The sequence below is a fragment of the Croceicoccus ponticola genome, assembly GCF_004004515.1.
Classification (GTDB): domain Bacteria; phylum Pseudomonadota; class Alphaproteobacteria; order Sphingomonadales; family Sphingomonadaceae; genus Croceicoccus; species Croceicoccus ponticola.
This window is the reverse complement of sequence record NZ_RXOL01000001.1, coordinates 379,755-406,604: the sequence shown is the minus strand read 5'-3', so window position 1 is coordinate 406,604 and position 26,850 is coordinate 379,755. Positions and strand designations below refer to the sequence as shown.

Here is a 26,850-nt window from a genome sequence, read left to right as displayed (position 1 = left end):
CGGCCCATGCATAAAAGCGCGGGAAAAATTGCTGACCGGGGAAAAAGCAGCACGGCCGCGGCATTCGGCCGGGCTCGCAAAAATGGCAGGGCTCGCAAAAGCGGCAGCTGCCGCAACAATCGGCAATAAACCGAGATTGTCCGCTTGCCAGTAATGGCACACCCGCTTATAGGCGCGCTCCTGCCTCGCTGCCACGGTGTTTCACCCGGCAGCAGACCATCGGTCGGGGAGTAGCTCAGCCTGGTAGAGCACTGTCTTCGGGAGGCAGGGGCCGGAGGTTCGAATCCTCTCTCCCCGACCAATTTTCCGCGTGATCAGCGTGTTATGCGCATCGCCTTGGCGGAAACCCGCGCAAGACCCGGAAACATGGCTGCAACATTGGCGGTCAGCCAGGCGCCGACCGGTCGTTCAACCAATTGCATGCCGGTTTGCGCCACGGTCACCGGCTTGCGCAGCACGGGCAGGAACGTGGCGTGAAACCGATCGGGCGTTTCACCCGTCAGCAACGAACGCGCGGCCGCCAACCCGCTTGCCAGCGCCAGCGATATGCCTTCTCCCGAAAGCGAAGCTATTACCCCAGCCTGATCTCCGACACGATAGAAGGTTGACTGCGCCGCCGGGTCATACCGCCAGCCATACGGAACATTCGCGATCGCCGCGCTGTCCTCGATCCTGGTCGAATGATGCAGGCGTTCGGCCAGTACGGGGAGTTCTTCGCCCAGCGCTCGAACTACGCCCGATGGCTTCTTGCCGCATTCGTCGAAGCGGCTTTGCCGAATAGCGAGGCACAAGTTGGCGCGGCCATCTTCCTGAAGCGCCAGACCGGCATAGCCGCCGCGAAAGCAATGGAGTTCGATCACCCCGTCGATACGGGCCATCATTTGCGGCGAAAGCGTCAGTCGCCACCGCAAGCCGATGATCGGATCGACGCTGCGGGTTTCGCGCGGATAGCCGCGAAGTTCGTGCTTGCCGGTGGCCAGCACGATCCGGTCGGCTTCGATCAATCGTCCGTCTGCACAGCGCGCACCATCGCCATCGATGTCGCGGACGTGCACGCCCCGCTCAATCTCCACGCCGAGCGATTGCGCCCGCGATTGCAGCGCCGCATCGAGAGTAGCGCGTGAAAGCGAGGCAGCCGGCGCAGGCAAATCGGTCGTCACGACGCGCGTCCCCGCGATCAGCGAAAGCCGGGTGATCCGCCGAGCACCCAACGCAGCGACATCCAACCCCAATCGTTCGAGCCGGCGCAACGCGGTCCAGCTCAGAAAACCGCCGCAAAGCGGGTCGGCGGAATGCCTCTCGCGTTCGACCAACAGCGCGGTCTTTCCGCCAAGGGCCAGCCCGATGGCGGTTGCCGTCCCCGCGGGGCCGCCGCCGACGATCAGCGTGTCTTGGCGACGCACAGGCGAAACGGAAACTGGCGCGACACTTGCGCGCCCTCTACGCCGGCCCGCGCAAGGATCGGGGGCCATTCATCAGGGCGATACGAGCGCGCGATGGACAGCCTGCCATCCTCTCGCACGATCCGGTGCCAGCGCATCACACGCGCCAGCAGAGGATATCCGAAATAGGCAAAGCCGTGCCGATGGAGATCGTTGACGTGCCAGCCGAGCGCCGCCTCTGCCTCCATAAAGCGCAGGAATTCGACCAACTGGTCATCGCTCATGTGATGGGCGACGAGGCTGGAGACGATCACGTCCCAGCCCTGTCCGCCAAGCGAGCGATAATCGCCGGTGCGGTACGTGATGCCAAATTCCGCCGGCGTGCTGTCGCGAGCGATCGGGGCCGAACGTGGATTGAGGTCGATGCCGACGAGATCGGCGGTGACATCGCAAGCTCGCGCCCAACCGGCGATGCGGCGCAGCAGGTCGCCATGGCCAAACCCGACATCCAGCACCCGGATGCGTCCACCCCTTGGCACCACGCGGTCCAGGAAATTCAGCGTCGGGCGCGCAGCCATCGTCCAAGCGTTTACGCGCGATAGATCGGCGAGCAGCGCTGCGTAATCGTCTAACGGCAGGTCGGCGCTGTCCATCTGCTCTTCGGCGATAACACGGCGTCCCAACACCGTCATGCCGCCATGCGATAGCGGAAGCCTTCGACGGCAAGGCCCGGACCGAACGCGAGCGCGACGCCGTTCCCGACTTGCTCCCCCGAATCAAGAATGCGTCGCAGGACGAACATCAAGGTCGCCGAACTCATGTTCCCGCAATCGCGAAGGACCGCGCGCGAATGCTCCAGCATCGCAGGGTCAAGGCCGAACCCCCGCTCCACCGCGTCGAGCACGGTGCGACCGCCGGCATGAACCGCCCAGCTGTCGACCGCATCGGCCGCGCCGAATTGCGATTCCATCTTGCCGTCGCCGATAGCTTCCGCAATCCGCGCCGGTACCGCGCCTGATAACGTCATATCAAACCCGGTGTCGCCGATGGTCCATCCGATCAGCTCTGCGCTATCCTCCAGCGTCGAAGAAAACACGCTGTCCATCTGAATACCGACTGGTTCGGCCGAAACAAGCGCCGCCGCCGCGCCGTCGCCGAACAGCAGCATGGTCAGGATCTGGTCGACATCGTTTTCGTTCTGCAGGTGGAGCGAACACAGCTCCACCGTGATGACCAGCACTTTGGCGGCAGGTTCGGATCGCACGATGTGGCGTGCGGTACGCAGGGCAGCGACCGCGGCATAGCATCCCATGAACCCGATGAGCGTGCGTTCGACCGTGTCGGAGAGACCCAGCCTGCGCGCGACGATTTGATCGATGCCGGGGGCGACGAACCCGGTGCAACTGGCCAGCACGACGTGGGTGACATCGTCCAACCTGCCCAGCGATTTGGTGGCCGCGATGGACAGATCGGGCGCGGCATCGGCATAGATCGCCATTCGCGCCGACGTGGGCGGCATGCCGCCATCGCCATAAAACCCGCCAGTTCCGGTTTGCGTGCCCCCGGGCGGCGGGGTGAGCACCGTCCATCGCAGGGCGATCCCGGATCGCGAAGCCATGCGGCGGAACAGGGCGACACGGCGTTTGTCGCGGATCCGGCTTTCCGCCCATTCGAGGAAAGTGCCGTGCGCTTCGTGCGGCGGCAGGGCCGTTCCGATCCGGTTGATGTAAGCGAGCGTCATTTATCAGTCCCTCTGATCGAGTGGACATGGACTGGTCCCCCGCTCCTGTCGCCTACCGAACGCGTCGATGGCAGTCTTGTGCCGAGGTTTCTCGCTTCTGAAGCGACAAGCGGCAGCCAAACGAGGATCGGCACAGTCTAACGCAGACCGATTCAATATTCCATGCGCGCCGAACCAGCCTCGCGCGGGCGAGACAGTGGGTTTTCGAACAGCGCCCGTTCCGCCAGCGCGGTGTCGAAAAACGCGTGCATTTCGATGATCTTGCTGTCTTCGAACCGGAAAATCTCGCAATATGTCTGATCGTAAAGATCGCCTGCCTTGGTTGGTCCACCCCCTTCCATGATGGCGACGACCCGATCGTCGTCAGCGCACATGATCTTCCACTTGCGCGCAAAAGCGATCTTTTCCGGCACCAGCGCGGCGTGGACCTGTTCGGCGATCAGGTCGTCGGTGACCGCGGCCTTGCCCGAAAGCTTGCCCGAAGCGGGCGTGGTGCCGAGCATGTGGATCACGATGTCATCGTGATACATGTCTTCCGCCGCTTGCCACTCACCCTGCTGCATGAACGTGAAGTATCGGTTCAGCAGATCGATGTTTTCCTGGCGGTTCACGTCTTGCATCCTTTCGGGTTTTGGTCAGGCATCCGGGTGGCAATCCGGCTCGATCGGGCTCGTCGCCATGATGTCGCGGATCGATCGCCCCCGGATCAGTTGGTCGATGGTATGGTGGAAATGTGCGATTCGGCGCTCGTCCGAACTCAGGATCGGATCGGTGAAGCTTTGCGACCGCTGCCCACGCTGGACATGTTCGACGAGATCGACGTCCTGACCTAGCACTTCGTTCACCACCGGATGCTGGCGTGCGCCCCATTTCAGGACATCGCCCACCGCCTCTTCGCCGCCGCGCACGACGCGATGTTCGTATGGCTGAACAGTCTCGCCCTCTTCCATCGGGGCGCACATGATGAAATCGAAATACATCTTTTCCGGGTCGCCATCGGGATGCGGGCGATAGCGCATGGCGACGTAGAATTCGGGAAAAAGGTTCAGGTGCACGCTCGGGAAAAGCATGTAGTGCCAGGCATCGCTCAACTGGCTGTCGGACAGCGTGTCATAGGGATAGACGCAAGCGCCCTGTTTCGCCCGCTTGGCTTGCTGCACCGCACGCCGGACGTCGGTCGCCTTGCCGGTAAAGGTCGCGGGATCGATGCCGTTCACGGTCAGCAACATTTCCAGCGCCGGGTTCAGCGCATCCTGTTCGGGATAAAGCGGGCTTGGCCGGCCATATTCGTTGACCATGTAGCTGTGGATGCCGAGCAATGTGATCGGCGCATCCTCGTTCCCCCAGGCGAGGATTTCGGGATGCAATGTCTGAAAATGGTAGCTTTCGTTGAAGGCGTCGAAGGTGGTCTTCCAGTTGCAGGCAAATTCGAACGTCTTGTAATCGACGATCGTCGCTCGCTCCATCCGGTAGCTTTCGAGCTTTTCCGCCATGGGGCCAAGGAATTCGCGCAAATCGGGGGCATCGTCGTCAAGGGTGAACCACAGCCACCCGGCAAAGCTTTCGACGCGAAACGATTTTAGCGAAGTGCAGGCCGGATCGTCGATTACCGCAGGATCGAAACGTTCCCGGTAAGGCACGTGTCCCAGCGTCCCGTCGAGGCCGAAGGTCCAGCCGTGAAACGCGCATGTGAACTGGGCGGCATAGGCCGGGCCGTCATCGCCCAGCAGCAACCGATTGCCGCGATGGCGGCACACATTGAAATAGCCGCGAACGGCTCCGTCGGCTGTGCGCACGAACAACAGGCTTTCATGACCCAATGAATGGACGAAGACGTCGCCCTGTTCGGGCAATTCCTCTTCGCGTGGACCCATATGCCACATCCGGGTCCATACGTGGTCCCATTCCAGTTCGGCGCGGGTCTTGGACCAGTACCACGACGGATCGACCTTGAACCCGATACCCGACGTCATCTCGTCCTCTCCCACGGTCGCCATGCCGTGTCGCTTGCCATTATGGCAGAGTGACGGACCCGAACGCTGTGCGAACCTCGCATTTTGGCGGGGTAGTTGCCCTCCGGGTCCGCAGGGGCAATCACCCGCCGAAAAGCGTCCTTCCCTGCCCTGCAATATGCGCGAGCATGGCAGGCGTTACCGGCACCGAACGTTCGGCCCTTGCCACCATCGCCCGGAATTGCCGGATCGCAGGTGCGCGTGCCTTGGCCCATGCCTCGACCGCGGCATGCGGGTCGGCCTTGGCCTTGTCGCTGCGCAGCAACCGGCGCAGGAATTCGAAACGCATCTGTTGCAGGTCACGGGCGAGCCCTGCAACCAGCAACCGCTCCCACGGGTCCGACGGGGTCATGACCGTGGCGGTCTGCTGCGCCCAATCAATGCCAAGGCGCGCGCCAAGACTGGTAAAGGTCGACGCAATTTCGCGAACGTCGATTTCGCTCGTCGCGGCTAGATGGGCGAGCCCCACCGCACCGTCGAGCGCATAAAGCTGCACCACCGGCTCGGCCTCCGACCGAGGAGCGCCGCTGGCAGTCAGTTCGTCCTGCATACGAACGCCATGGGCCTTGGCGGCGGCTTCGAGCAACTTGCGCGTATCCGTGCCAAGGGCATCGATGAATGGCTTGATCTCGGTGCACACCGCGTCGGGCGAAACCGGCCCCGCCCCCATGCGCAGCACATCGGCTATGTGCCCCCGTACTGCCCCTGCCGTGCGGTTCAGCAGAAACAGACGCGCATCTTCGCTCATCTTCGCGGTCTCGATCCGCTGCCACAGCGATCGCAGGTCGAACAGCGCGTTGACCGCGATGAAGGCTGCGGCAACATCGCTCAGCAACGCGCCTTCTTCTTCAGCCAGTTCGAACGGCAGGACCATGCCCAGCCGGTTGACGATGCGGTTGGCCAGTTCTGTCGCGATGATTTCTCGGCGCAGGCGGTGCCCTTCGATGTACTTGCGGAACTTGTCCTGCATCAGATGCGGGAAGGAACCGACCAGCGTCGATACCATCGCCGGATCGTCGGGCAGGGTCGAATCCTCGATCGCGCGTTGCAGGACCAGCTTCGAACTCGACAGCAGCACCGCCAGTTCGGGTCTGGTAAAACCGTGCCCATCGACGGCGCGGCGGGTGAACACGTCGCTTGTCGCCAGACCTTCGGTCTTGCGGTCGAGATCGCCACCTTCCTCAAGTTGTTCGATCAGCCGGATCTGCGATGCCGTGGCTGTCGCGCCACCGCGTTCGGCTACTGACAGGGCCAGTGTCTGGAGCCGGTTATCCTCGAGCACGATGTTGCCGACTTCCTCGGTCATTTCGGCCAGGATCGCATTGCGGCGCTCTTCCGAAAGGCGCCCTGCCTTGCGCGCGGCTTCGAGCGCGATCTTGATGTTCACCTCGTTATCCGAACAATCGACACCCGCCGAATTGTCGATGAAGTCGGTGTTTATGCGTCCACCATCCAACGCGAATTCGATGCGTCCGGCCTGCGTTATGCCAAGGTTCGCGCCTTCGCCGATGACCTTCACCCGCAAGTCCGCAGCGTCGACGCGGATCAGATCGTTCGAAGGATCGCCAACCTCAATATGGTTCTGAGCGCTGGATTTGACGTAAGTGCCGATGCCCCCGAACCACAACAGGTCGGCAGGCGCCCTGAGCACGGCGGCGATCAGCTTGTCGGGTTCGATATCCTTGCCCTCGATGCCCAATGCCTCGCGCGCCTGTTTCGACAGGGGAATGCGTTTCATCGTGCGCGGGAAAACGCCGCCGCCCTTGCTGATGAGCTTTTCGTCGTAATCCGCCCAACTGGACCGGGGCAGCTCGAACAGGCGCGCGCGCTCCTTCCAGCTTTTTGCCGGATCGGGATCGGGATCGATGAAGATGTGCCGATGATCGTAAGCCGCAATCAGGCGAAGTGATTTGGACAAAAGCATGCCGTTTCCGAACACGTCGCCCGACATGTCGCCGCAGCCGACGACGCTGACCGGATCGTTCTGCACGTCAGTGCCCATTTCAAGGAAGTGACGTTGCACGCTGATCCACGCGCCGCGCGCGGTAATCCCCATCGCCTTGTGATCGTACCCATTGGACCCGCCACTGGCAAAGGCATCGCCCAGCCAGAACCCCTCGGATTGAGCGATGGCATTCGCGATATCGGAAAATGTCGCCGTGCCCTTGTCCGCCGCGACGACGAAATAAGGATCGTCGCCATCTCGGACCCGGACGCCGTTGGGATGCACGACCTTGCCGTCAACGATGTTGTCGGTCACCGACAATAGCGCGCGGATAAACACTTCGTAGCTTGCGCGACCTTCGGCAGCCCATGAATCGCGGTCCTTTGCCGGATCGGGGAGCTGTTTTGGATAGAATCCGCCCTTCGCGCCGGTTGGCACGATGACCGCGTTCTTGACGCGCTGCGCCTTCATCAGACCCAGCACTTCGGTGCGGTAATCGTCGCGCCGGTCGGACCAGCGAAGGCCGCCACGCGCAATGGGTCCGGCGCGCAAGTGGATGCCTTCGACGCGTCGCGAATAAACATAGATTTCGCGCCACGGCAGCGGCTTTGGCAGGCCCGGCACGCCCGCGCTGTCGATCTTCATCGCCAGCGCCTCGCGTGATGCGGGGGCAAAGGCGTTGGTGCGCAGGATGGCTTCGATCGTCGCATTGTATTGGCGCAGCAGTCGATCGTCGTTGATCGCGTTCACCTTGACCAATCCGTCGCGGACCATCTTGCGCGCCTTTTCGGTCGCGGCATCGGACTTCTTCATGGCCGGATCGTGGTTCGCGCGGAATAGTTCGATGAGTCCCCGCGTTACATCTGGTGCGCCGGCAAAGGCGGACACGACAGTGCCGATGGTAAAGCTCAATCCGACCTGCCGCAAATAGCGATAGATCGCGCGAAGCCATTCGGTTTCGTCACGCTCCAGCCCGACCGCCACGACAAGCCGGTTGAACGCGTCGTCTTCCGCCCGATTGTTCAATACAGCGGTGATCGCTTCACCGATGGCATCGGCGCGGTCGAGCATATCGAGAACGGGCTCGCCCTCGCTCATGCTGACGACGAAATCGTGAATGGTCCCGATCCGCCGACCGTCGAGCGGAGTCGGCACTTCGGACAGAACATGGAACCCGAAGTTTTCGAGCGCCGGGACCGCGTCGGATAGCGGCAGGACGCCGCCATGCTGATAGACCTTCAGCCGAAGTTGTTCGGCGGGATCGCTGTCTAGCCGGTAAAGCCGGGCATCGCGGCGCAACGACGGATCGTCGTCGGGAATGCTGGCCAGCGACTTGATGCGCAGGATATCGCGCGCTGCCTCGGCCGGGCCGTAATCGGCGCGATAGGACACCGGGAACGCGGCTGCGAAACGCATTGCCAGCGTCGCGGCGCGGCCCGCTTCTTCCGTTTCGGCGAGCGCGTGCTCGACCGCTTCTTCCCAGCCGCGCAGCATCGTTTGCAACCGTGCGTCCAGCACGCTTTCGTCGGGCACCACATGACCGCCGCGAATGTCGAGCACGAAACGCAGCAATGCGAGATTGCCGCCTTCGATCTGCAGCGCCCAGTCCAGCGTTTCGGCCCCGGAATCGCTTTCAAGCAGGTCCATGATGCGCAGGCGGGTTTGCGTGCTCATCAAGTCGCGCGGCAGCCACACGAATGCGAACATGTGCCGTGCCAGCGGCGCTTCGATCAGGGCGAGGCGCGGGCGCGGGCGATCGACCAGTCCCGACATCATGGTCGCCAGCCGTGCCACGGCATGTTCGGGCAGCCCGATCAACAAGTCATGCGGAAGGACGGTAAGCGCATGGAGCACCGCCTTGCCGGTATGGCCGCGTGGGTCAAAGCCCAGCCGGTCGGTCAGTTCGCCGAATTCTCGTCGCATGCGGGGTACTTCGTCGGGCGGCGTATTCAGCGCGGCGCTGGTCCAGACCCCGGCATGTGCCGAAAGCGCGACGACCTTGCCGCCGTCAATCACCGGCACGATGAACAGGTCGATCGGTACCGGCCGATGCACGCGCGAGATGTGGTTGGCCTTGACCGCCAGCGGCGCGGATTGCAGCGCCTGATCGCCCTTTGCATCGAACCACGCAAAAGCGCGGTCCCACGATGCATCGGCCAGAAGTTCGCGCGCGCTTTTGCGACAGATGCCCAGATGCTGCGTCTGCGCCCCGGCGCGATCGCGGGTGACGTGACCCAGCAAGGTCAGCATTCCGCCGGCAAACCATTCGAGCAGCGCCCGACCTTCGGGATCGGTGACGCAAAGCGCATCGCGTTCCATCGCGCCGATCAATTTGGGCCAATCTTCAACCGCGGAACGAACGTCGGCCAGCGTGGTGCGCAATGCCGCTTCGATCTGCCGGCGATGAGCGGCATCGACTCGCGGTGCCTCGACAAAAATGAAGGACTCTTCGGCACATGTCGCACCGTCGACTTCAGATTCTGCCTCGGTCATTATCGCGACCAGCTTGCCATACGGATCGCGTTCGACCGGAACCACGGGGTGGATCAGCGTGTCGGCGACCAGACCGAATTCGGCCAGCGTCGACGCGATCGAATCGACAAGAAACGGCATGTCGCGGTTGATGATCGCGATGCGCGTGCCTCGACGCCCTTCGGGTGCCGATGCAATGGTGATGACCACTTCTTCGGCATCGCGCTGCTGGGCAGCTTCGAGCAGGAAATCGGCGATTTCGGCGCGCAGTTCCTTTGCCAGCGGTTCGTCGCCCGGCAATTCGGAATCGACGATGTGCTTGATCAGTTCATTCGCCAACGCGGGCTTGCCCGTGCGCGGACCGGTTTTCGTTTTGGTCAATTTCTCTCGCCATCAATTTGTTCTCGGGCGTAAACAGCCACCACTCCCACTGCCGTGCGGCCGCCCCACCCTAATGCCTCGCAACCGCCTTCGATCCCGTTCGTCTCGGGATTTCAGCACAAGATGCCTTCTCGGTTCGGTGGGGTGCGGAGCGCTGTCGGTCCTGTTTAATGGATGCCCCGCGATAGTAGCGACGGGGGCCTTTCGTGCCACCTGATTCGCATATCGTCGCAGGCTCGGCAATCGCCGAAAACCGGTCCATGCACAGTCCCCGCGATTGTTGCGATTGCGAAGGGAGGGTTGACCCCACCATGGCCGGGGGGACATAGACCTTGTGTGACTTTCACGCTTCCCAGACCGCCCGCCCCCGATCCTTTGCGCGACGCGCTCTTTCTCGATTTCGACGGCACCCTCGTGCCGCTGGCCGAACGTCCCGAGGGCGTGGTCGTGACAAGCGCGCTTATCGACCGGCTGCACCGGCTGACCGACCTGTTCGATGGGCGGCTCGCGCTCGTCAGTGGCCGGGCCATCGCGGTCCTGGACGAATTCGGGCTTTCAGGTCTGCCGATGGCGGGCAGTCACGGCGCTGAATGGCGGCTCGCCGATGGGCAGCACGATGCCCTGCCCCGCCCGGCCGCGCTCGATGACGCAAAAACGGCGTTCGTCGCCTTTGCCGATGCACGCGAAGGCGTCTTGTTCGAAGATAAGCCACTTGGGGCCGCGCTGCACTTCAGGCTCGCGCCCGGTGCTGCGGATGACGCGATTGCACTGGCGACGTCGCATGCAGGCGGTCTGCACCTTCAGCATGGCCATGCCATGATAGAAGTCAGGGTGCCCGGCGTACACAAGGGCACCGCCATTGCCGCCATGATGGCGCGCACACCGTTTGCAGGGTACAACCCCTTGTTCCTTGGCGACGACGTCACTGACGAAGACGGCTTTGCCGCCGCCGCCCGATTGGGCGGGCACGGCGTTCTGGTCGGACCTTCGCGGCAAAGCAACGCGACATTCGCGCTGTCCGATCCGGTCGCGGTAAACGCATGGCTAGCGGAATTGCTGGAACCGGCACGTTGACCGCCGCTTTCGTCGCCGACAGGAAAAGCAACAGGGAATTGTGCTCATGAGCCGCCTTATCGTCGTATCCAACCGCGTTTCCCTGCCCAGCCCTGACGGCGCGCAGGGCGGGCTTGCGGTCGCGCTGCAGGCTGCCCTGCGCGAAGCGGGAGGACTGTGGTTCGGCTGGTCGGGGCGGGAGATAGACACATTCACCGGATCGGTCAGGTTCGAGGAAATTGACGGCGTACGTTCCGCGGTAGTCGATCTCGAACCGCAGGACGTGGAAGAATACTACAACGGCTTCGCCAACCGCACGCTTTGGCCGCTGTTTCATTATCGCATCGACCTTGCCCAATATAATCGCAGCTTCGGCAGCGGATACGAGCGTGTGAACAAACGCTTTGCCGAACCGCTTCACGTGATGATCGAACCTGACGATACGGTCTGGATCAACGATTACCACCTGATCCCCATCGCGTCGCAACTGCGCGAACACGGGGTGAAGAACCGCATCGGCTTTTTCCTCCACACCCCGTGGCCGCCGACGCGCCTGCTGGTTTCGCTGCCCTATCACGAGCGGCTGGTCCGCACGATGTTCGCTTACGACGTGCTTGGCTTTCAGACCGGGGAATGGCTGGAAAGCTTCCTGCACTATTGCCAGAACGAGTTGGGCGGGACCGTCGACGGCGAATATGTCACCGTCGACGGCAAGAGGCTCCGCGCCGTCGTCTGCCCGATCGGCATCGACTTCAAGAATTTCCTCGCAGCCAGCAATACCAAGGCGTCCGTCGACCTCGCCGAACGCATGCGCATTTCGCTGCGTCAGCTCAGCATGATCGTCGGAGTCGACCGGCTCGACTATTCAAAGGGGCTGGAAGAGCGGCTCAACAGTTTCGAAACTTATCTGAAACGGCATGAAGAAGCGCATCGCGCGGTCGTGCTGATCCAGGTGGCGCCGCAGTCGCGTGGACAGGTGGAGCAATACCGCAACGTTCGCGACAAGCTGAACGAGATGGCCGGCCGCATCAACGGCGCGTTTGCCGAAGTGGACTGGACCCCGATCCGATACGTCAATCGGGGCTATTCGCGCGACGAACTGACTGCGCTCTATCGCGCTGCGCGGGTCGGGCTGGTCACACCGCTGCGCGATGGGATGAACCTTGTCGCAAAGGAATATATTGCGGCGCAAGATCCCGACGATCCCGGCGTCCTCGTCTTGTCCCGCTTTGCCGGGGCCGCGGCTCAGATGCAGGATGCGCTGCTGGTTAATCCCTATGCGCCCGAAGAAGTCGCCGATGCACTGCACCGGGCGCTGACCATGCCGCTGGGAGAACGGAAGCAACGCCACCGTGCCTTGCTCGAAGGAGTGGAGAGAGAAGACGTGCACTGGTGGCGCGAACGTTTCGTTACGATGATCGAGGAAGCCGATCGCGGCTGAGGCACGGCCTTTCTGCGCGCCCGATCGCCCACGTACCAACGCGTAACCTTGCCGCAAGCTTTTCCCTAAAGCGTTTCGTAAACTTTTTGAGCCTAGGCTGATCTTCCCTTGTAGCGCCATTTCCGGCGTGCGGAGGATTGGCGATGAAGCATGCTGGTGCCACCCGGGTAATCCTTGCCACCGCGCTGGTGGCAAGTTCGATCATGGCGATGAAGACGGTGATGCCCTCGTTGCCGCTGTCGGGCACGGTGATCGCCGCCACGATCGGGCTTGTCCTGATTTTCTCGCTCTATCGGTCCGACGCGCTTCGCCGCCGCGAGATCGCCTTGGAAATGACGCTTTCGGCGATGCCGAGCGAGCCGATGACTTCCGATGCGATCCGCCACCGAATGGAAACCCGCCCGCTGCCGCAGATACGGCCCGGTCCGCTAACGCGCGAGGCATCCAGTTCGCAAAGCTTGGCGCCGGTACAGGCGACGAAATCTGCGGCGGGAACGGCGAACTACCCGGCGCTGGAACTCGTCCAATGCAGCGAAGACGTCGCGAAGGATTCGCAGTCGGTGCTGGAACTGACCGATTTCATGGCGCTTGTCGCAGAACCGGAAACGACCGTTCCCCGAAGCTCCACCACTGCGGTCTGACGACCTCCGACGTTAGCCGCCGCGCAGTAACTGAACCCCGTAATCGCGTTCGAACAAATATAGCGCAATCCGCGCCGCTTCTCCGCGCGAAGCCGTCAGGCCGCCGTCGCGTTCCATCAGCAGCCGGGCATCGTCGTGCGCGACTTCCAGCAATTCGGTGATCTGTTCCGGCGTGGCCAGTTCGAACGCCTGTTCTCCCGACTGCCGCGTGCCCAGGATTTCGCCACCGCCGCGCAGCCGCAGGTCTTCCTCGGCCAATCGGAACCCGTCCTGCGTTTCACGCATCAGGGCCAACCGCTCGCGACCCGTCTCGCTCAATGCATCGCCCCGCAGCAACAGGCACACGGATTTTTCCGCCCCACGCCCGACGCGCCCCCGTAACTGGTGCAATTGGGCAAGGCCGAATCGTTCGGCCTGTTCGATCACCATGAGCGAGGCGTTGGGCACGTTCACCCCAACCTCGATCACGGTCGTCGCCACCAGCACCGCGACTTCGCCGCTGGCAAAGCGGGCCATGTTCGCGTCCTTCACATCAGCGGGAAGCTGGCCGTGGACCATCGTCACCGCCTGTTCGCCAAGAGCGGCGCGCAGCGTTTCGAACCGTTCCTCGGCGGCGGCGATGTCTTCCGTTTCGTGCTCTCGCACCATGGGGCAAACCCAGTAGGCCTGCTTCTCCTCGCCAACGTGCCGCCGCAGCGCGCCGACGACGTCGCCCATGCGTTCGGTGGGCACGACGCGGGTGTCGATGGGCTGCCGACCCGGCGGCAGTTCGTCGAGCTTCGACACCTCCATCTCGCCATATTGCGCCAGCGTAAGGGTGCGCGGGATCGGCGTTGCCGTCATGGCGAGGCAATGGGCGGTGCCGCGCGCTTTTTGTTGCAATAAGAGCCGCTGATTGACGCCAAAGCGATGCTGCTCGTCGATCACCACCAAAGCGAGATTGCGATAAGCGACGCTGTCCTGAAAGATCGCGTGGGTGCCGACGATCACGTCGATGCTGCCATCCAGCAATCCCATCAGGATAGATTCGCGCGCCTTTCCTTTGTCGCGTCCGGTCAGCACCGCGATCTCGATCCCGGTGCCGCGCGCCATTTCGACCAGCGTTTCGTAATGCTGCCGCGCAAGGATTTCGGTCGGTGCCAGCATCGCGGCCTGCGCCCCGCTTTCGACCGCGATCAGCATGGCATGAAGCGCGACCGCCGTCTTGCCGCTCCCGACGTCGCCTTGCAACAATCGCAACATCGGGTGGTTTTGCGCCAGATCGCCTTCGATCTCACTGACCGATCGTTTTTGCGCACCGGTCAGTTCGAACGGCAGCTTCAGCCTGTCGCGCAGGCGCCCGTCGCTGCGCAGCGGCACGCCCTTGCGCCGGCGGTTGTCCGCCTTCACCAGCATCAGCGCGAGGGCAGATGCGAAGAGTTCGTCATAGGCTAGGCGATCGCGCGCGGCCTTGTGCGGACCGCGATGCGCCAGGATCAGGGCGTCGCGCCATGCCGGCCATTGCCGTTTTTCAAGCTGGCTCGGCTCAATCCATTCGGGCAGATCCGGCACTTCGCCCAGCGCCTGTTCGATCATCGCGATCAACCGGTTCTGCGTCAGTCCCTCGCTCAGTGCATAGACTGGCTCGCAAGTCGTCGCCAGCGCCGCGCTTCCCGCCTCCTCCACGTGATCGGGATGAACGATCTGAAGCATGTCGCCGTACTGGTCGATCCGGCCCGCCACCCATCGCTTTTCATTGAGCGGCAGCGACTTCTTCGCTGAAAACGACGCGCGACCGAAGTAGGTCAGCGACACGACATTGCCAATTGCGTCGGTGGCCATCACATTGAACGGCCCGCGCCCAGACCGGCTGGCGCGATATTGCGTCGGGGTCAGTTCGACGACGACGTTTTCGCCCACCGTAGCTTCATCGAGATTGGCAATCACGCGCCGGTCGATGAACCGTTCGGGCAAATGGAACACGAAATCGCGCACGCGCGTCAGTCCCAACCGGTCGAGCGGCTTTTCAAGCTTCGGCCCGACACCTTTCAGCGTGTCGGAGCCGGCGAACAACGGATTGAGAATTTCGGGACGCATCGCCTGCCGCTATAGCGCCTTGCGCCCGCCGGTCCACGGGTCTAGGCGGCCCGCATGGTGGACAGCGCACGTCTCGGCAGGCTCAAATTCCGTGCATGGCATCGCGGGACCCGCGAAGCCGACTTCATGATCGGCGGTTTCTTTGACCGGAACCACGCCGCATGGGGGGTGGCCGAATGCGACTGGTTCGAAGCCCTTGTCGAAGAGGACGATGTTCACATCATGGCATGGGCGATCGGCACCGAAACGGCCCCAGATCGCTACGAAGGACCGTTGATGGATGCGATGCGCAAGCTCGATTACATCCACATCCATCGTTGAACCCGGAATCGTCGCCTCCTCAATCGCCGAATCTCGCCAGCTTGCGGGTTGCGCGGGAACCGGGGTATAGCCAGATAGTCCCCCTTAGACATGACTGATCTTCCCCGCATAATCGCCGCGGACAATCCGCTGGTGCTGACTTCGCTTGCCCGTGGCGCTTTGCCGCTCGTGCTCGCCGACCTTTCGCGCGCCGCCGCACATGGCAAGGCTCCTGCCCGCGCGGTCTTCATCGCACCCGACGAACAGGCGATGGCCGCAATCGTCGATGCGGCGCCGTTCTTCGCGCCCGAACTCGACGTGATCGAATTCCCGGCGTGGGACTGCCTGCCCTATGACAGGTCCAGCCCCGCGCTGTCGGTCAGCGCCCGCAGGCTTGCCGCGTTGCAGGCTTTGCAACGCCGGCGGACGGATAAAAGCCCGCCTCAACTGTTGGTCACCACGGTCAACGCGCTGCTGCAACGCGTGCTGACCCCGTTCCGTATTCGCGAAGCGACGCGCCTGCTCGAAATCGGCAGCGTGATCGGGCATCAGAGCCTGACCCAACTGCTCCAGCGGCAGGGTTACGCCCGCAGCGACACCGCCATCGACGCAGGCGAATTCGCGGTGCGAGGGTCGATCTTCGACATCGTGCCTTCTGGATTGAAGGCGAAGAACGAGAAAGGCGAATGGGAGCAGGCGGGGCTCAGGCTCGACTTTTTCGGCGACGACCTCGAATCGCTGCGCCTGTACGATCCCAACACCCAGCGCACGACGGGCACGGTCGACAGCCATCTGCTCCTTCCGGCAAGCGAGGCGTTGCTGGACGAGGATACGATCAAGCGGTTCCGCAGCCGCTATCGCGAACGCTGGGGCGCGACGGCGACCGGCGATCCGCTGTATCAGGCGGTAAGCGACGGGCGCAGGCTGGCGGGAATGGAGCATTGGCTCCCCCTGTTCGAGGACAAGCTGGCGACCCTGTTCGACCATCTTGGTGAAAACGACGTCACGATCATCGACGGCGGGGCGCTGCGCGCGGCCGACGAACGGCTGGACGAGATCGTCGACTATCACAAGGCCCGCACCGAGAGCGCGCGGACCAGCCCCGGCGCCTATCGCCCGCTGGCTACCGAACTGCTCTATCTTTCGCGTGAGGAGTTCGAGGCGAAACTGGCGCAGTGGCCGGTCCACCGCACGTCCATCTTTGCCGAGCCGGAAGCGCGCGCCACCATCGACTTCGGCTTTACCTCGTCGCGCGATTTCACGCCCGAACGCACCGGGGGCGAAAACGTCTATGAAATCACAGCCAAGCACCTGACCAAGCAGGCGGACGCCGGCAAGCGCGCGATCCTCGCCTGTTACTCCGAAGGCGCGCGCAAGCGTATCGTCAGCCAGCTTGGCGAAGCGGGTCAAGGCGCCGCCAAGGGCCGTGAACCGGCCATCGCCGACACGTGGCAGGAAGCGCTGGGGATCGCGGCGAAAAAGCGACCCGTCGCGGTCGTCCTGCCGCTCGAATCCGGATTTGCGACTGACGATCTGGAGATCATCACCGAACGTGACCTGCTGGGTGACCGGCTGGTCCGGCGCAAGAAGCGCAAGAAAGACGCCGACGCTTTCATGGCGGAGCTGCAGGCGCTGCAGCCGGGCGATCACATCGTGCACATCGACCACGGCGTCGGGCGCTATATCGGGCTGGAATCGATTCCGGTCGGGAAAAGCCCCCACGACTGCGTCGCGCTGGAATATCACGGCGGCGACAAGCTTTACGTGCCGGTCGAAAACCTCGACGTCCTGTCGCGCTATGGCAGTGGCGAGGAAAGCGTGCCCCTTGACCGGCTGGGCGGCGAAGCGTGGCAGAAGCGCAAGGCGCGGCTGAAGGAGCGCATCCGCGCCATTGCTCACGAACTGCTGGCGACAGCGGCCAAGCGCGCGTTGCAGACAGCGCCGATCATCGAACCCGATCCGCAAAGCTACGATCCATTCGTCGATCGTTTCCCGTGGACCGAAACCGACGATCAGGAACGCGCGATTGGCGATGTGCTGACCGACCTTGGCGAAGGCCGTGCAATGGACCGTCTGGTCTGCGGCGATGTCGGCTTCGGCAAGACCGAGGTCGCGCTACGCGCCGCATTCGTTGCGGCGATGAGCGGCAGGCAAGTCGTTATGATCGCACCGACGACGCTGCTCGCGCGCCAGCATTACGCCAATTTCGTCGAGCGATTTTCGGGCTTTCCGCTCAACGTCGGCCGCTTGTCGCGGCTCGTGCCCGCCAGGGAAGCGACCGAAACGCGCGAGGGGTTGGAGAAAGGCACGATCGACATCGTCGTCGGCACCCACGCGATCCTGTCCAAATCGGTGCATTTTAAACGGCTCGGCCTCGTCATCGTGGACGAAGAGCAGCGCTTTGGCGTCACGCACAAGGAAAAGCTGAAGTCGCTTCGCGCCAATGTGCATGTCCTGACGCTGACCGCCACGCCGATCCCTCGCACACTGCAGATGGCGATGTCGGGTCTGCGCGAACTTTCGGTGATCCAGACCCCGCCCGTCGACCGCCTTGCCGTGCGGACGTACATCATGGAATGGGACGACATGGTGGTGCGCGAAGCATTGCTGCGCGAACATCATCGCGGCGGGCAGAGCTTCATCGTCGTGCCCCGCATCGCCGACATGCCGCAGATCGAGGACTGGCTGCGCGAGACGGTGCCCGAGGTGACTTACGTAGCCGCGCATGGCCAGATGGGCGCAGGCGATGTCGAAGAACGTATGAGCGCGTTCTACGAAAAGAAGTACGACGTGCTGCTGTCCACCACGATCGTCGAATCCGGCCTCGACATCCCCAGCGCCAACACGATCGTAATTCACCGCGCCGACCGTTTCGGCCTGGCACAGCTCTATCAGTTGCGCGGTCGTGTGGGCCGGTCGAAATCGCGCGCCTACGCCTATCTCACGACGGCGCGAGATAGCCAGATGTCCGAAATCGCGGAAAAGCGCCTGAAAGTGCTGGGAGATCTCGACACTCTGGGCGCGGGATTCCAACTGGCCAGCCACGATCTAGATATTCGCGGCGCGGGCAATCTTTTGGGCGACGAACAGTCGGGCCACATTCGCGAAGTCGGGTTCGAACTATACCAGTCCATGCTGGAGGACGCGATCCTCGCGGCCAAAGCGGGCGAACTGGGCGTAGTCGAAGACCGTAGCGGTCTTTCCCCGCAGATCACGGTCGATGCGCCGATCATGATACCCGAAGATTATGTCCCCGACCTCGCCGTGCGCATGGCGCTTTATCGCCGCCTTAACGAAGTGACCGACAAGGAAGAGATCGAGGGGCTTGCCGCCGAGATGATCGACCGGTTCGGCCCGCTTCCCGAAGCGACCGAGAACCTCGTCAAGCTCATCGAAATCAAGCAGCAGGCATGTGAGGCGAATATCGCCAAGATCGATCTTGGCCCGCGCGGTGCGCTCGTCGCGTTTTTCAAGGATGAGTTTTCGGATCCGGTCGGATTGCTGGCCTATGTCGACAGGCTCAAGGGAACCGCGCGACTGCGGCCTGACATGAAGCTTGTCATCGAACGCGCCTGGGGCGATCCCAAGTCGCGCCTCAACGGGCTTTTCCAACTGACCAAGGGCCTCGCGGCCATTGCGCGCAAGGCGAGCAAGGTTTCAGAACCGGCTTGACGCATTGTTCCGTTGCCAACCCACCGGCCCGGTCATAGGGTCCGGTGCGAATAGGGATAAAGGCAGGTCCTTGGCGAAATACGAAAAACTGGCGCTCAGCGTCTCGCCGACCGAAAAGGCGCAGGCGGCTGGCGAAAAGATGCGGAACACGCACGACTTCGTCCCGATTGACGAGGCCGACGCCATCGTCGTCGTCGGCGGCGACGGCTACATGCTGCAAACGCTTCACCAGATGATCGACGACGGTCGGATCCTGCCCGCCTATGGCATGAACCTCGGCACGGTCGGCTTCCTGATGAACAAGCGTGAGGCGAGCCGATCGGCCATTCTCGATCGCGTGAACCGTGCCCGCTCGTTCGAGGTATCGCCGCTGGCCATGACGGTGGAAACCCGCAGCGGCGAACAGATCACGGCCTGCGCCATCAACGAGGTTTCGCTGCTCAGGGAAACGCGCCAGACCGCAAAGCTCCAGATCAAGGTGGGCGACAAGATTCGTATCCCCGAACTGATGTGCGACGGCGCACTGGTGGCGACCCCTGCCGGGTCCACCGCCTATAATTTCAGCGCCAATGGCCCGATCCTGCCGCTGGGCTGCGGGTTGCTGGCGCTGACGCCCATTTCGGCATTCCGTCCCCGTCGCTGGCGCGGCGCCATCCTGCCCGATCACCTGCCGATCGAGATCACGATTCTCGAATGGGAAAAGCGGCCCGTCTCCGCTGTCGCCGACCAACGAGAGATTCGCGATGTCGCCTGGCTGCGCGTTGCGGTGGCGCACGAACGTGATCTTACCCTGCTTTTCGACCGGGGCCACAGCCTCGACGAACGCATCGTGGGCGAACAGTTCGCATACTGATTGAGGTTCTTTGAAATTCGCGCCGGTACGGGGTTGCCAAAGTCCCGGAGCCCCAATATAGGCGCACCCCTGCCCATCGGGCCGCTCCCCGATAGCTCAGCGGTAGAGTAGGTGACTGTTAATCACTTGGTCGTTGGTTCGAATCCAACTCGGGGAGCCATTTTCAACAATTCGCGATGACGAGGGTGTGCCAAATGGCACGCCGCCATCGTTTCGCCGCAATGCTGCGGCCAGTCGCACCGTGCGACAGCCAGGCTGCGCAACTCACCCGGATACATGGGCCCGCTCCGTGCGTTGATAAGGCAAAGGCAAGCGAACCTCGTTTGTTATCAGCGAATTGGAGAAACCATCATGGGCGAATTTACCGAAAAGGTTAAGGGCAACGTCAACGAAGCTATCGGCAACGTGAAGCAGGAGAGCGGCAATCCCGCGACCCGCCACGAAGGCCGCAAGCAGGAAGCCAAGGGCGAAGCCCAGCAGCTTAAGGGCGAAGTCGAAGGCAAGCTTGGCAACGACATCTGATCGTAGGCCAGCTTACAGAAAAACGGGGCTCCGGAATTCTTTTCCGGGGCCCTTTTTCGTCACGCTCTCCAATCCGGTATCAAACCGTTGAGGCTTCTGCCCCATAGGCTGCGTCATTTTTCAGCGCCGCGAAAACCGTCTCACTGACAACCTCTATGCTTGGCTTCAAGCCAAGCCGTTCGGCCAGGTTCTTGAGGTCTTTGGGAGCAGGCGCGATAGCCAAAGCTGCATGGCTTTCGTTGAACACGAGCCGTAGCGTATCGTCTTCGACCACAAGCTTGGTCATTTGTAGCGACTGGCGCGATTGCAGCCCCAGACGCCGGCACAGACGGATGGCCAGCCCCCACGTCAGCGCTTCGTCCAGTCTTTCGACCGGTGCGAGTTCGGTCAGCAATTTCGGCAGATCTGTCTCGCCGCCATTGCCCAGCGCGGTCGCCGCCATCATCGCACGGCCGACATCGTCAATGCCCAACCACCGTTTGTACAATGCCCAGTCGACCGAATGCTGCATGCGAAGGTTCGGTTCGATCTGAAGCGAGGCAAGCGCGAGCATCGTCGCAGCAAGGCGCAGGCGTTCGCTACCCTCCCCATCCTTTGGCGTCGCCCCTACGGTCCAAGCCGCAACGCGCGTAGCCAGCGTGGGGGGCGCGCCATGTTGCCCGGCAAACAACGAAACCCCCGCCAGCAGCGGGTTCTGCGCCCGCTCGGCCGGTTCGAGCCGGTCGTACAACAAGCCTTCGCGCAGGCCCCATGCTGAAAACACGAGCCTCTCCGGTTCGAGAATTTCCAGCAACCCGACCAACAGCGCTGCCGCATCGGGGAGGATTTGAGAGCGCATCGTTGAAACGCGAGGGATGGCGCGCAACGCCTCGCTCGACGTCTTGGCAGTCCGCCGCGCGAGTTTCAGCGCGGTCGCGCCATCAATGCACAACCCATGCGGATCGGACAGCGGATGCCCCTGCTGCCGCATGGCCAGAATCGCCATCGTCCGCCATGTGCCGCCGACAAGGTAGAGCGTCCCGCCACCCTGATCCCACCCTGCGCCGCGAATGATCTCCCTGACGCGGCTCTGGAATTTTTCGTCACCTTCACTACGAAGCGCGGCCAGCCTTAACGATCCCAGCGGCAGGGTGGTCCCCTCCCCCGGGACATTATTGCCGACGCTGATCAGTTCGAGGCTGCCACCGCCAAGATCCGCAACCACACCGTCGGCGTCGGGAAAAGCCCCGATCACGCCAAGCGCACTGGCGCGGGCTTCCTCTTCACCGGAAAGAAGCCGAACGTTAAGGCCGAGAGCACGTACCGATGTCAGGAATTCTGAACCGTTTACCGCGTCGCGCACAGCAGCGGTCGCAACCGTTTCCACGTCCGTTATCTCAAGATCGCGCAGGATCAGGGCAAAGCGTGCAAGTCCGGCCAGGGCCAGAGCGACAGCGTCGTCCGCCATGCTTCCCGTCTGCGAAAGGTCGCGCCCCAGCCGGGCTGTGACCTTTTCATTCGCGAGCACTTGCGGCGCGCGGGTAGAACCGCCGTAAATGACCATCCGAACCGTGTTCGATCCGATGTCGATGATGGCCCGCTTGTCGCCTTCCGATGTCCACGATCCTTCGACCCGGCGCCGGTAGGACGAGCCGTTGCGGCTCACGAATCCGAAGCCTTGCGAGCGCCACGGCGCAGCGCGAGCCGCGGAATCTGGTCTTCGGCAAGGGCCTGTCCGCGTCCGGACAATGATGGATTGGTCATGAAATACCGATGCAGGTTGAAGGGCTTTTCGCCAGGCACGACACGCTCGTAGGCGCCATCTGCCTTCAGACGCCAGCTTTGTTCGCTGTCGAGGAGATTGGCCACCAGCACTTGTCCCAAAACCTGATCGTGTACGGTTCTGTTCCTGATCGGCACCATCAATTCGACTCGCCGGTCGAGATTCCGGCTCATCGCATCGGCAGAACTGATGAATACGCGCGCGCGCGGGCTTGGCATGCGGAACCCGTTGGAGAAGGCCCAGATGCGGCTATGTTCCAGAAAGCGACCGATAATCGATTTCACCTCGATCGTTTCCGAAACGCCCGGAATGCCCGGTTTGAGGCAACAAATACCACGTATGACGAGCCGGATCGGCACGCCAGCGGATCCTGCCTCGTACAACTTGTCGATCACGCCTTTGTCGGTCAGCGAATTGAGCTTGGCCCAGATCGCCGCCGGACGGCCAGCGACGTGATTCGCAATCTCGCGGTCGATATTGGCGTAGATCGTCTCTCGCATCGCGATAGGGCTTATGACCAACCCTTCGGTCCGCCGCGGTTCGACGTATCCGGTGACGAAATTGAACAGGCGCGCAGCATCGCGGGTCAGGCGCGGGTCAGCGGTGAAGTACGACAGGTCGGTATAGATCCGCGCCGTCACCGGGTGATAGTTGCCGGTGCCAAAGTGGCAGTACGTCCGATAACCGTCGCCTTCGCGGCGCACGACCATCGAAACCTTGGCATGGGTTTTCCAATCGACGAAGCCATAGATCACCTGCACGCCGGCGCGTTCGAGCTTGTTGGCCCAAAGGATGTTCTGTTCCTCGTCGAAACGCGCCTTCAATTCGACGACGGCGGTCACGGATTTGCCCGCTTCTGCCGCCGCGATCAGCGCGTTGATGATCGCGGACTGTTTCCCGGCGCGGTACAGGGTTTGCTTGATCGCGACGACGTCGGGGTCTGCGGCTGCCTGTCGTACGAAATCGACCACCACCTCGAAACTTTCGTAGGGATGGTGGATCACGATGTCCTTTTCCCCGATGGCAGCGAAGCAGTCGCCGTCGTGCTCCATGATCCGTTCGGGATAGCGCGGGGTGTATGGTTCGAACTTCAGGTCCGGCCGGTCTTCATCGACGATGCTGGCCAGCCCTTCGATCCCGATGATGCCATCGGTCTTGACGACCATCGCATTGTCGAGCCCGAGCTGTTCGCGCAGCAGCTTCTCAGCCTCCGGATCGAATTCGGCGTCGAGTTCGAGCATGATCACCTGCCCGCGCCGGCGCCGCTGGATTGCGCTGCGGAAATAGCGGACAAGATCCTCGGCCTCTTCTTCCACCTCGATATCGGAATCGCGGATGACGCGGAAGACGCCGTCGCCTTCGATGCGAAAGCCGGGGAAGATGAGGTTGGCATAGCGCCCGATCAGCCGCTCCACCGGCATCCACGTCGCCTCTTCCCCCGGCACGCGGACAAAGCGCGGGACGGCAGATGGAATCAGGATCATCTCGACCACGCCCTGCCCATCGATCAAGCGGGTCAGGTTGAACAACAGGCCCATCCCCTTGTTCGCGACGAAGGGAAACGGATGCGCCGGGTCGATCGCCTGCGGGGTCAGGACAGGCAGGATGTGGCTTTCGAAGTATTCCTTCAGCCAGACGCGCGCGGGGGCATCGAGCCGATGCTCGTCACAGACGTGAATACCGGTTTCCGACAACAGCCCACGCAATTCTCGCCATACGGATTGCTGGCGAAATTCCAGTTCGCGGATCGCCTTGCGGATCGCCGAAAGCTGTTGCGATGGCGTACGCCCGTCGATGCTGGTCTTTGTAATCCCGCGCTGCAATTGCCCGGCAAGGCCCGCCACGCGGATCATCACGAATTCGTCGAGATTGCTACCGGAAATCGACAGGAACCTCAGCCGTTCGAGCAAAGGGTAGTTCGCGCGGCTCGCTTCGGCCAACACGCGACGGTTGAAGGCCAGCCAGCTTAGTTCGCGATTGGTGTAAAGCGTGTCCGCTGCCATGGTCGAAGTGATGGCGACAGGTTGCATATCTTGCGATGTCTGCTCGTTCATGGCCCTGCCTGACGGAAGTCGCGGCTGCATGGCCTGCCCGTGTGACACAGGCGTTACAGCATCAAGATCGCAACGCGACGATGATTTTGCCGTACTGACGCCTGCGGCCCACGAGCCCGCCGTCGCCACTGTACCTGTTCATGACGCAGATGCGAAGGGGGGGCGGACTGATCCCGTCAGTCCGCCCCCCTTGTGAGCCTTGCAGCAATCAACTTGGTCGTAGGATTGGAGGAACTCTTCCGACCCCGGATCGCCTTGGTGCTCTTTTCCCTATCTAAGGCGATTATTGCCCGTTTCGGGCCATTCGCGTGTCGACGCTCATCCGATCGAGCCCGGCCATAGCCTGCCGAGCAAGGACGCGCGAATCCTGCCATTTGCCGTCGGCGGTTTCGAGTTCGTAGCGTTCGGCAAATGCCGCCTGTTCATAAGTGGCGCGCGCCTCTGCAAAGCGACCTTGCGCGGTATAGGCAGCCGCAAGATTGATCAGGCGGGCCGGATCGTCGGAATTGCCGCGAGTTTCAAGCTTGGCGATCGCTGCCTCGGTCCTGCCCTGTGTCAATGCGTCGTACGCGACATCGACAGTGTCGACGGTACCCGAGGACCCTGCGGCCAGCGCAAACGCAAGAGCGAGAAATGCAGACATCTTGAATCTCCCAATTCGATTTCTTGGACCAAGGATGCTGCCAGTTCCGGCGAACTGCAATGAAAATGAAACAATGTCATCGAACTGTAACATTCGATGTCAGGCGCGATCACGCCATGCGGCACTTGCGAAAAAGATCGTTCGTGCCATCGAACTGTCATGCGACGGCAAACAAACTGTCATGTCCAAAGCCTAGCTGAACCCTCGCGAACCGAATTTCGCACAGATCCATTCGATTCTTCGGTACTTGAGGGGACCGCTCGCCGTGAAAAAAATCCAACAATCGTTCGTCATCGGTTGCTCCGTGCTGGCACTTGCCGGCTGCGGCGGCGACAAGATCGTATCGCCCGGCACGGGCGGCGACATCATCGTCAACAACCCGACGCCCACGCCGACCGGGACCCCGACGCCCACGCCGACAACCGGCACCGTGACCCCTGCGGGAGGCTGCCCGACAATTGCAGCCACCGGCGGTCTTCGCGACGACGGCACGATCACTGGCCCGACCGGCACCTATCGCGTCTGCGTGCTGCCCGCCAAAATCGATGCCAGCACCCGCCTGCAATATATCGCGGGTGTGCTTTATGCGATGGATGGTCGTGTCGATGTTGGCACCGATGGCGGCGCAGTCGCATCGTCGGCTGACACCAACGTCACGCTGACGGTCGAACCGGGCGTCATCCTGTTTGCCGGCGACGCGACCAATCCGAATGGCGAATCGTATCTCGTCGTCAATCGCGGCAACAAGATCAACGCCGTTGGCACCGCCGACATGCCGATCGTCTTTACCAGCCGCGACAACGTGCTGGGTCTCGCCACCGACGCTTCGATCGGTCAGTGGGGCGGCGTCGTGCTGTTGGGCCGCGCGCCGGTTTCCGACTGCCGCGACGAAGTTCCGAACAAGGCCGACCAGGCACAGTGCGAACAGGAGCTTGAAGGCGCAGCCGTCACGACCCTGTTCGGCGGTAACACGGCAGCCGACAGCTCGGGCACGATGGATTATTTCCAGATCCGTTACTCGGGCTTCACGCTTACGGGCGGCAGCGAGCTTCAGTCGCTGACCACCGGCGGCATCGGTTCGGGCACGTCGATCAACCACTTCATGAGCTTCAACAGCTCTGACGACGGCATGGAATTCTTTGGCGGCACCGTGAAGATGAAGCACGTGATCGCCGTGGGCGCCGACGACGATGCGATCGACGTCGACACCGGAGCGAAGGCCGACCTTCAATACGTCATCACCAAGCAGCGCGCGACGGGTGGCGACCATCTCATCGAGCTCGATTCGCCCGATGGCGACTATGTGTTGAGCGCCCTGCCACGCACCAACCTGCGCATCGCCAACGCGACGCTCCTTGGCGGAAGCACTGTTTCGACCCGCACGATGCGCCTTCGCGGCGCGGCAGATTTCTCGCTGGTCAATTCAGTCGTGGATGCCGGTGCCGCCGGATGCCTGCGCATCGACGAAGTGCCGACCATCGACGGCACGGGCGATGGCCCTCCCAAGTTCTCGTCCGTGGTCATGAAATGCGGCGCGACCCCGTTCGAAGGTGGTTCGGGCGTCACCGCGCAGCAGGTTGCCGACCTGTTCAACAACAGCACCAATACCGACAGCACCTTCACCGTCGCGCTGACGAGCGGGTTCATCAACTCCGACGCGATCAACGGTTATGCGGTCTACAACGCCAACACCAACCTCTCGTCCTTCTTCGACGTCGTCGACCATATCGGCGCGGTCAAGGATGCGGCGGATGACTGGTGGGCAGGCTGGACCTGCGATTCGGCCACGCTGACGTTCGGCGACGGCACGGGTTCGTGCACGAGGCTGCCGGTTTACTGATCTCGGCCCAGGTGGGGGAGGCGGTCGGTCTGCATCGTGCAGGCCTGCCCCTCCCCCTCC

Annotated in this window: 18 protein-coding genes and 2 tRNA genes; 10 read left to right on the top strand and 10 right to left on the bottom strand. The window is 62.4% G+C overall.

Translation table 11 applies throughout. From position 1 onward, the window contains the following. Positions 1 to 224: 224 nt before the first annotated feature. Positions 225 to 301: transfer RNA gene (locus EKN06_RS01955), tRNA-Pro, on the top strand. Between the two features lie 13 nt (positions 302 to 314). Here the strand turns inward: EKN06_RS01955 and EKN06_RS01950 are convergent. From EKN06_RS01950 to EKN06_RS01925, 6 genes are all read right to left on the bottom strand, one after another. Further along, positions 315 to 1,403: an NAD(P)/FAD-dependent oxidoreductase gene (locus tag EKN06_RS01950; protein WP_164843892.1), complete on the bottom strand. Its 1,089-nt coding sequence runs from the start codon at positions 1,401 to 1,403 to the stop codon at positions 315 to 317. Further along, on the bottom strand, positions 1,382 to 2,074 hold the full coding sequence (locus EKN06_RS01945) for a methyltransferase domain-containing protein (RefSeq protein WP_205693792.1): 693 nt from the start codon (positions 2,072 to 2,074) through the stop codon (positions 1,382 to 1,384). Before EKN06_RS01945 ends, EKN06_RS01950 begins: the two co-directional genes overlap by 22 nt. Beyond that, entirely contained in the window at positions 2,071 to 3,123 is a 1,053-nt protein-coding gene (locus tag EKN06_RS01940; RefSeq protein WP_127611182.1) for a type III polyketide synthase, read from the bottom strand. Before EKN06_RS01940 ends, EKN06_RS01945 begins: the two co-directional genes overlap by 4 nt. Before the next feature lie 152 nt (positions 3,124 to 3,275). Continuing rightward, complete coding sequence (locus EKN06_RS01935) at positions 3,276 to 3,734, bottom strand: nuclear transport factor 2 family protein (RefSeq protein WP_164843891.1); 459 nt, start codon at positions 3,732 to 3,734, stop codon at positions 3,276 to 3,278. A 24-nt stretch (positions 3,735 to 3,758) separates the two neighbouring features. Beyond that, entirely contained in the window at positions 3,759 to 5,120 is a 1,362-nt protein-coding gene (locus tag EKN06_RS01930) for an aromatic ring-hydroxylating oxygenase subunit alpha (protein ID WP_127611180.1), read from the bottom strand. Positions 5,121 to 5,217: 97 nt separating this feature from the next. Further along, entirely contained in the window at positions 5,218 to 9,933 is a 4,716-nt protein-coding gene (locus EKN06_RS01925; RefSeq protein ID WP_127611179.1) for an NAD-glutamate dehydrogenase, read from the bottom strand. 336 nt (positions 9,934 to 10,269) lie between these two features. On the opposite strand from EKN06_RS01925, the gene otsB reads away from it, so the two are divergent. The 3 genes from otsB (at position 10,270) to EKN06_RS01910 (ending at position 13,068) form a co-directional block, all read left to right on the top strand. After that, positions 10,270 to 11,007, top strand: a complete 738-nt coding sequence (gene otsB, locus EKN06_RS01920) for a trehalose-phosphatase (protein ID WP_240654560.1) — start codon at positions 10,270 to 10,272, stop codon at positions 11,005 to 11,007. Positions 11,008 to 11,053: 46 nt separating this feature from the next. Next, entirely contained in the window at positions 11,054 to 12,427 is a 1,374-nt protein-coding gene (locus EKN06_RS01915) for an alpha,alpha-trehalose-phosphate synthase (UDP-forming) (protein ID WP_127611177.1), read from the top strand. Positions 12,428 to 12,570: 143 nt separating this feature from the next. Continuing rightward, complete coding sequence (locus EKN06_RS01910) at positions 12,571 to 13,068, top strand: hypothetical protein (protein WP_127611176.1); 498 nt, start codon at positions 12,571 to 12,573, stop codon at positions 13,066 to 13,068. Positions 13,069 to 13,080: 12 nt separating this feature from the next. Here EKN06_RS01910 and recG read toward each other — a convergent pair whose 3' ends face one another. Beyond that, positions 13,081 to 15,144, bottom strand: coding sequence for an ATP-dependent DNA helicase RecG (recG, locus tag EKN06_RS01905; RefSeq protein WP_127611175.1), 2,064 nt, complete (start codon positions 15,142 to 15,144; stop codon positions 13,081 to 13,083). A gap of 54 nt (positions 15,145 to 15,198) precedes the next feature. Between recG and EKN06_RS01900 the strand changes: the two genes are divergently transcribed. The 5 genes from EKN06_RS01900 (at position 15,199) to EKN06_RS01880 (ending at position 20,491) form a co-directional block, all read left to right on the top strand. After that, positions 15,199 to 15,465, top strand: coding sequence for an FAD assembly factor SdhE (locus EKN06_RS01900; protein WP_127611174.1), 267 nt, complete (start codon positions 15,199 to 15,201; stop codon positions 15,463 to 15,465). 90 nt (positions 15,466 to 15,555) lie between these two features. After that, a complete protein-coding gene (mfd, locus tag EKN06_RS01895) occupies positions 15,556 to 19,116 on the top strand; it encodes a transcription-repair coupling factor (protein ID WP_127611173.1) in 3,561 nt (1,186 codons plus the stop codon). A gap of 70 nt (positions 19,117 to 19,186) precedes the next feature. Further along, entirely contained in the window at positions 19,187 to 19,969 is a 783-nt protein-coding gene (locus EKN06_RS01890; protein ID WP_127611172.1) for an NAD kinase, read from the top strand. A gap of 85 nt (positions 19,970 to 20,054) precedes the next feature. Further along, positions 20,055 to 20,129: transfer RNA gene (locus tag EKN06_RS01885), tRNA-Asn, on the top strand. 191 nt (positions 20,130 to 20,320) lie between these two features. After that, the gene (locus tag EKN06_RS01880; protein ID WP_127611171.1) at positions 20,321 to 20,491 is read left to right on the top strand and encodes a CsbD family protein; all 171 of its coding nucleotides are present in this window, start codon (positions 20,321 to 20,323) and stop codon (positions 20,489 to 20,491) included. Between the two features lie 79 nt (positions 20,492 to 20,570). On the opposite strand, the gene EKN06_RS01875 is transcribed toward EKN06_RS01880, so the two are convergent. From EKN06_RS01875 to EKN06_RS01865, 3 genes are all read right to left on the bottom strand, one after another. Next, positions 20,571 to 22,136 carry a Ppx/GppA family phosphatase gene (locus EKN06_RS01875; RefSeq protein WP_240654559.1) on the bottom strand — a complete coding sequence of 522 codons (1,566 nt, stop codon included), beginning with the start codon at positions 22,134 to 22,136 and terminating at the stop codon, positions 20,571 to 20,573. Next, the gene (locus EKN06_RS01870; protein ID WP_127611170.1) at positions 22,133 to 24,307 is read right to left on the bottom strand and encodes an RNA degradosome polyphosphate kinase; all 2,175 of its coding nucleotides are present in this window, start codon (positions 24,305 to 24,307) and stop codon (positions 22,133 to 22,135) included. The genes EKN06_RS01875 and EKN06_RS01870 overlap by 4 nt, the downstream gene beginning before the upstream one ends. 283 nt (positions 24,308 to 24,590) lie before the next feature. After that, positions 24,591 to 24,950 (bottom strand): tetratricopeptide repeat protein, encoded by a 360-nt coding sequence (locus EKN06_RS01865; RefSeq protein WP_127611169.1) that lies wholly within the window; start codon positions 24,948 to 24,950, stop codon positions 24,591 to 24,593. 265 nt (positions 24,951 to 25,215) lie between these two features. On the opposite strand from EKN06_RS01865, the gene EKN06_RS01860 reads away from it, so the two are divergent. Beyond that, complete coding sequence (locus EKN06_RS01860) at positions 25,216 to 26,790, top strand: hypothetical protein (RefSeq protein ID WP_127611168.1); 1,575 nt, start codon at positions 25,216 to 25,218, stop codon at positions 26,788 to 26,790. The last annotated feature ends 60 nt before the right edge of the window (positions 26,791 to 26,850 follow it).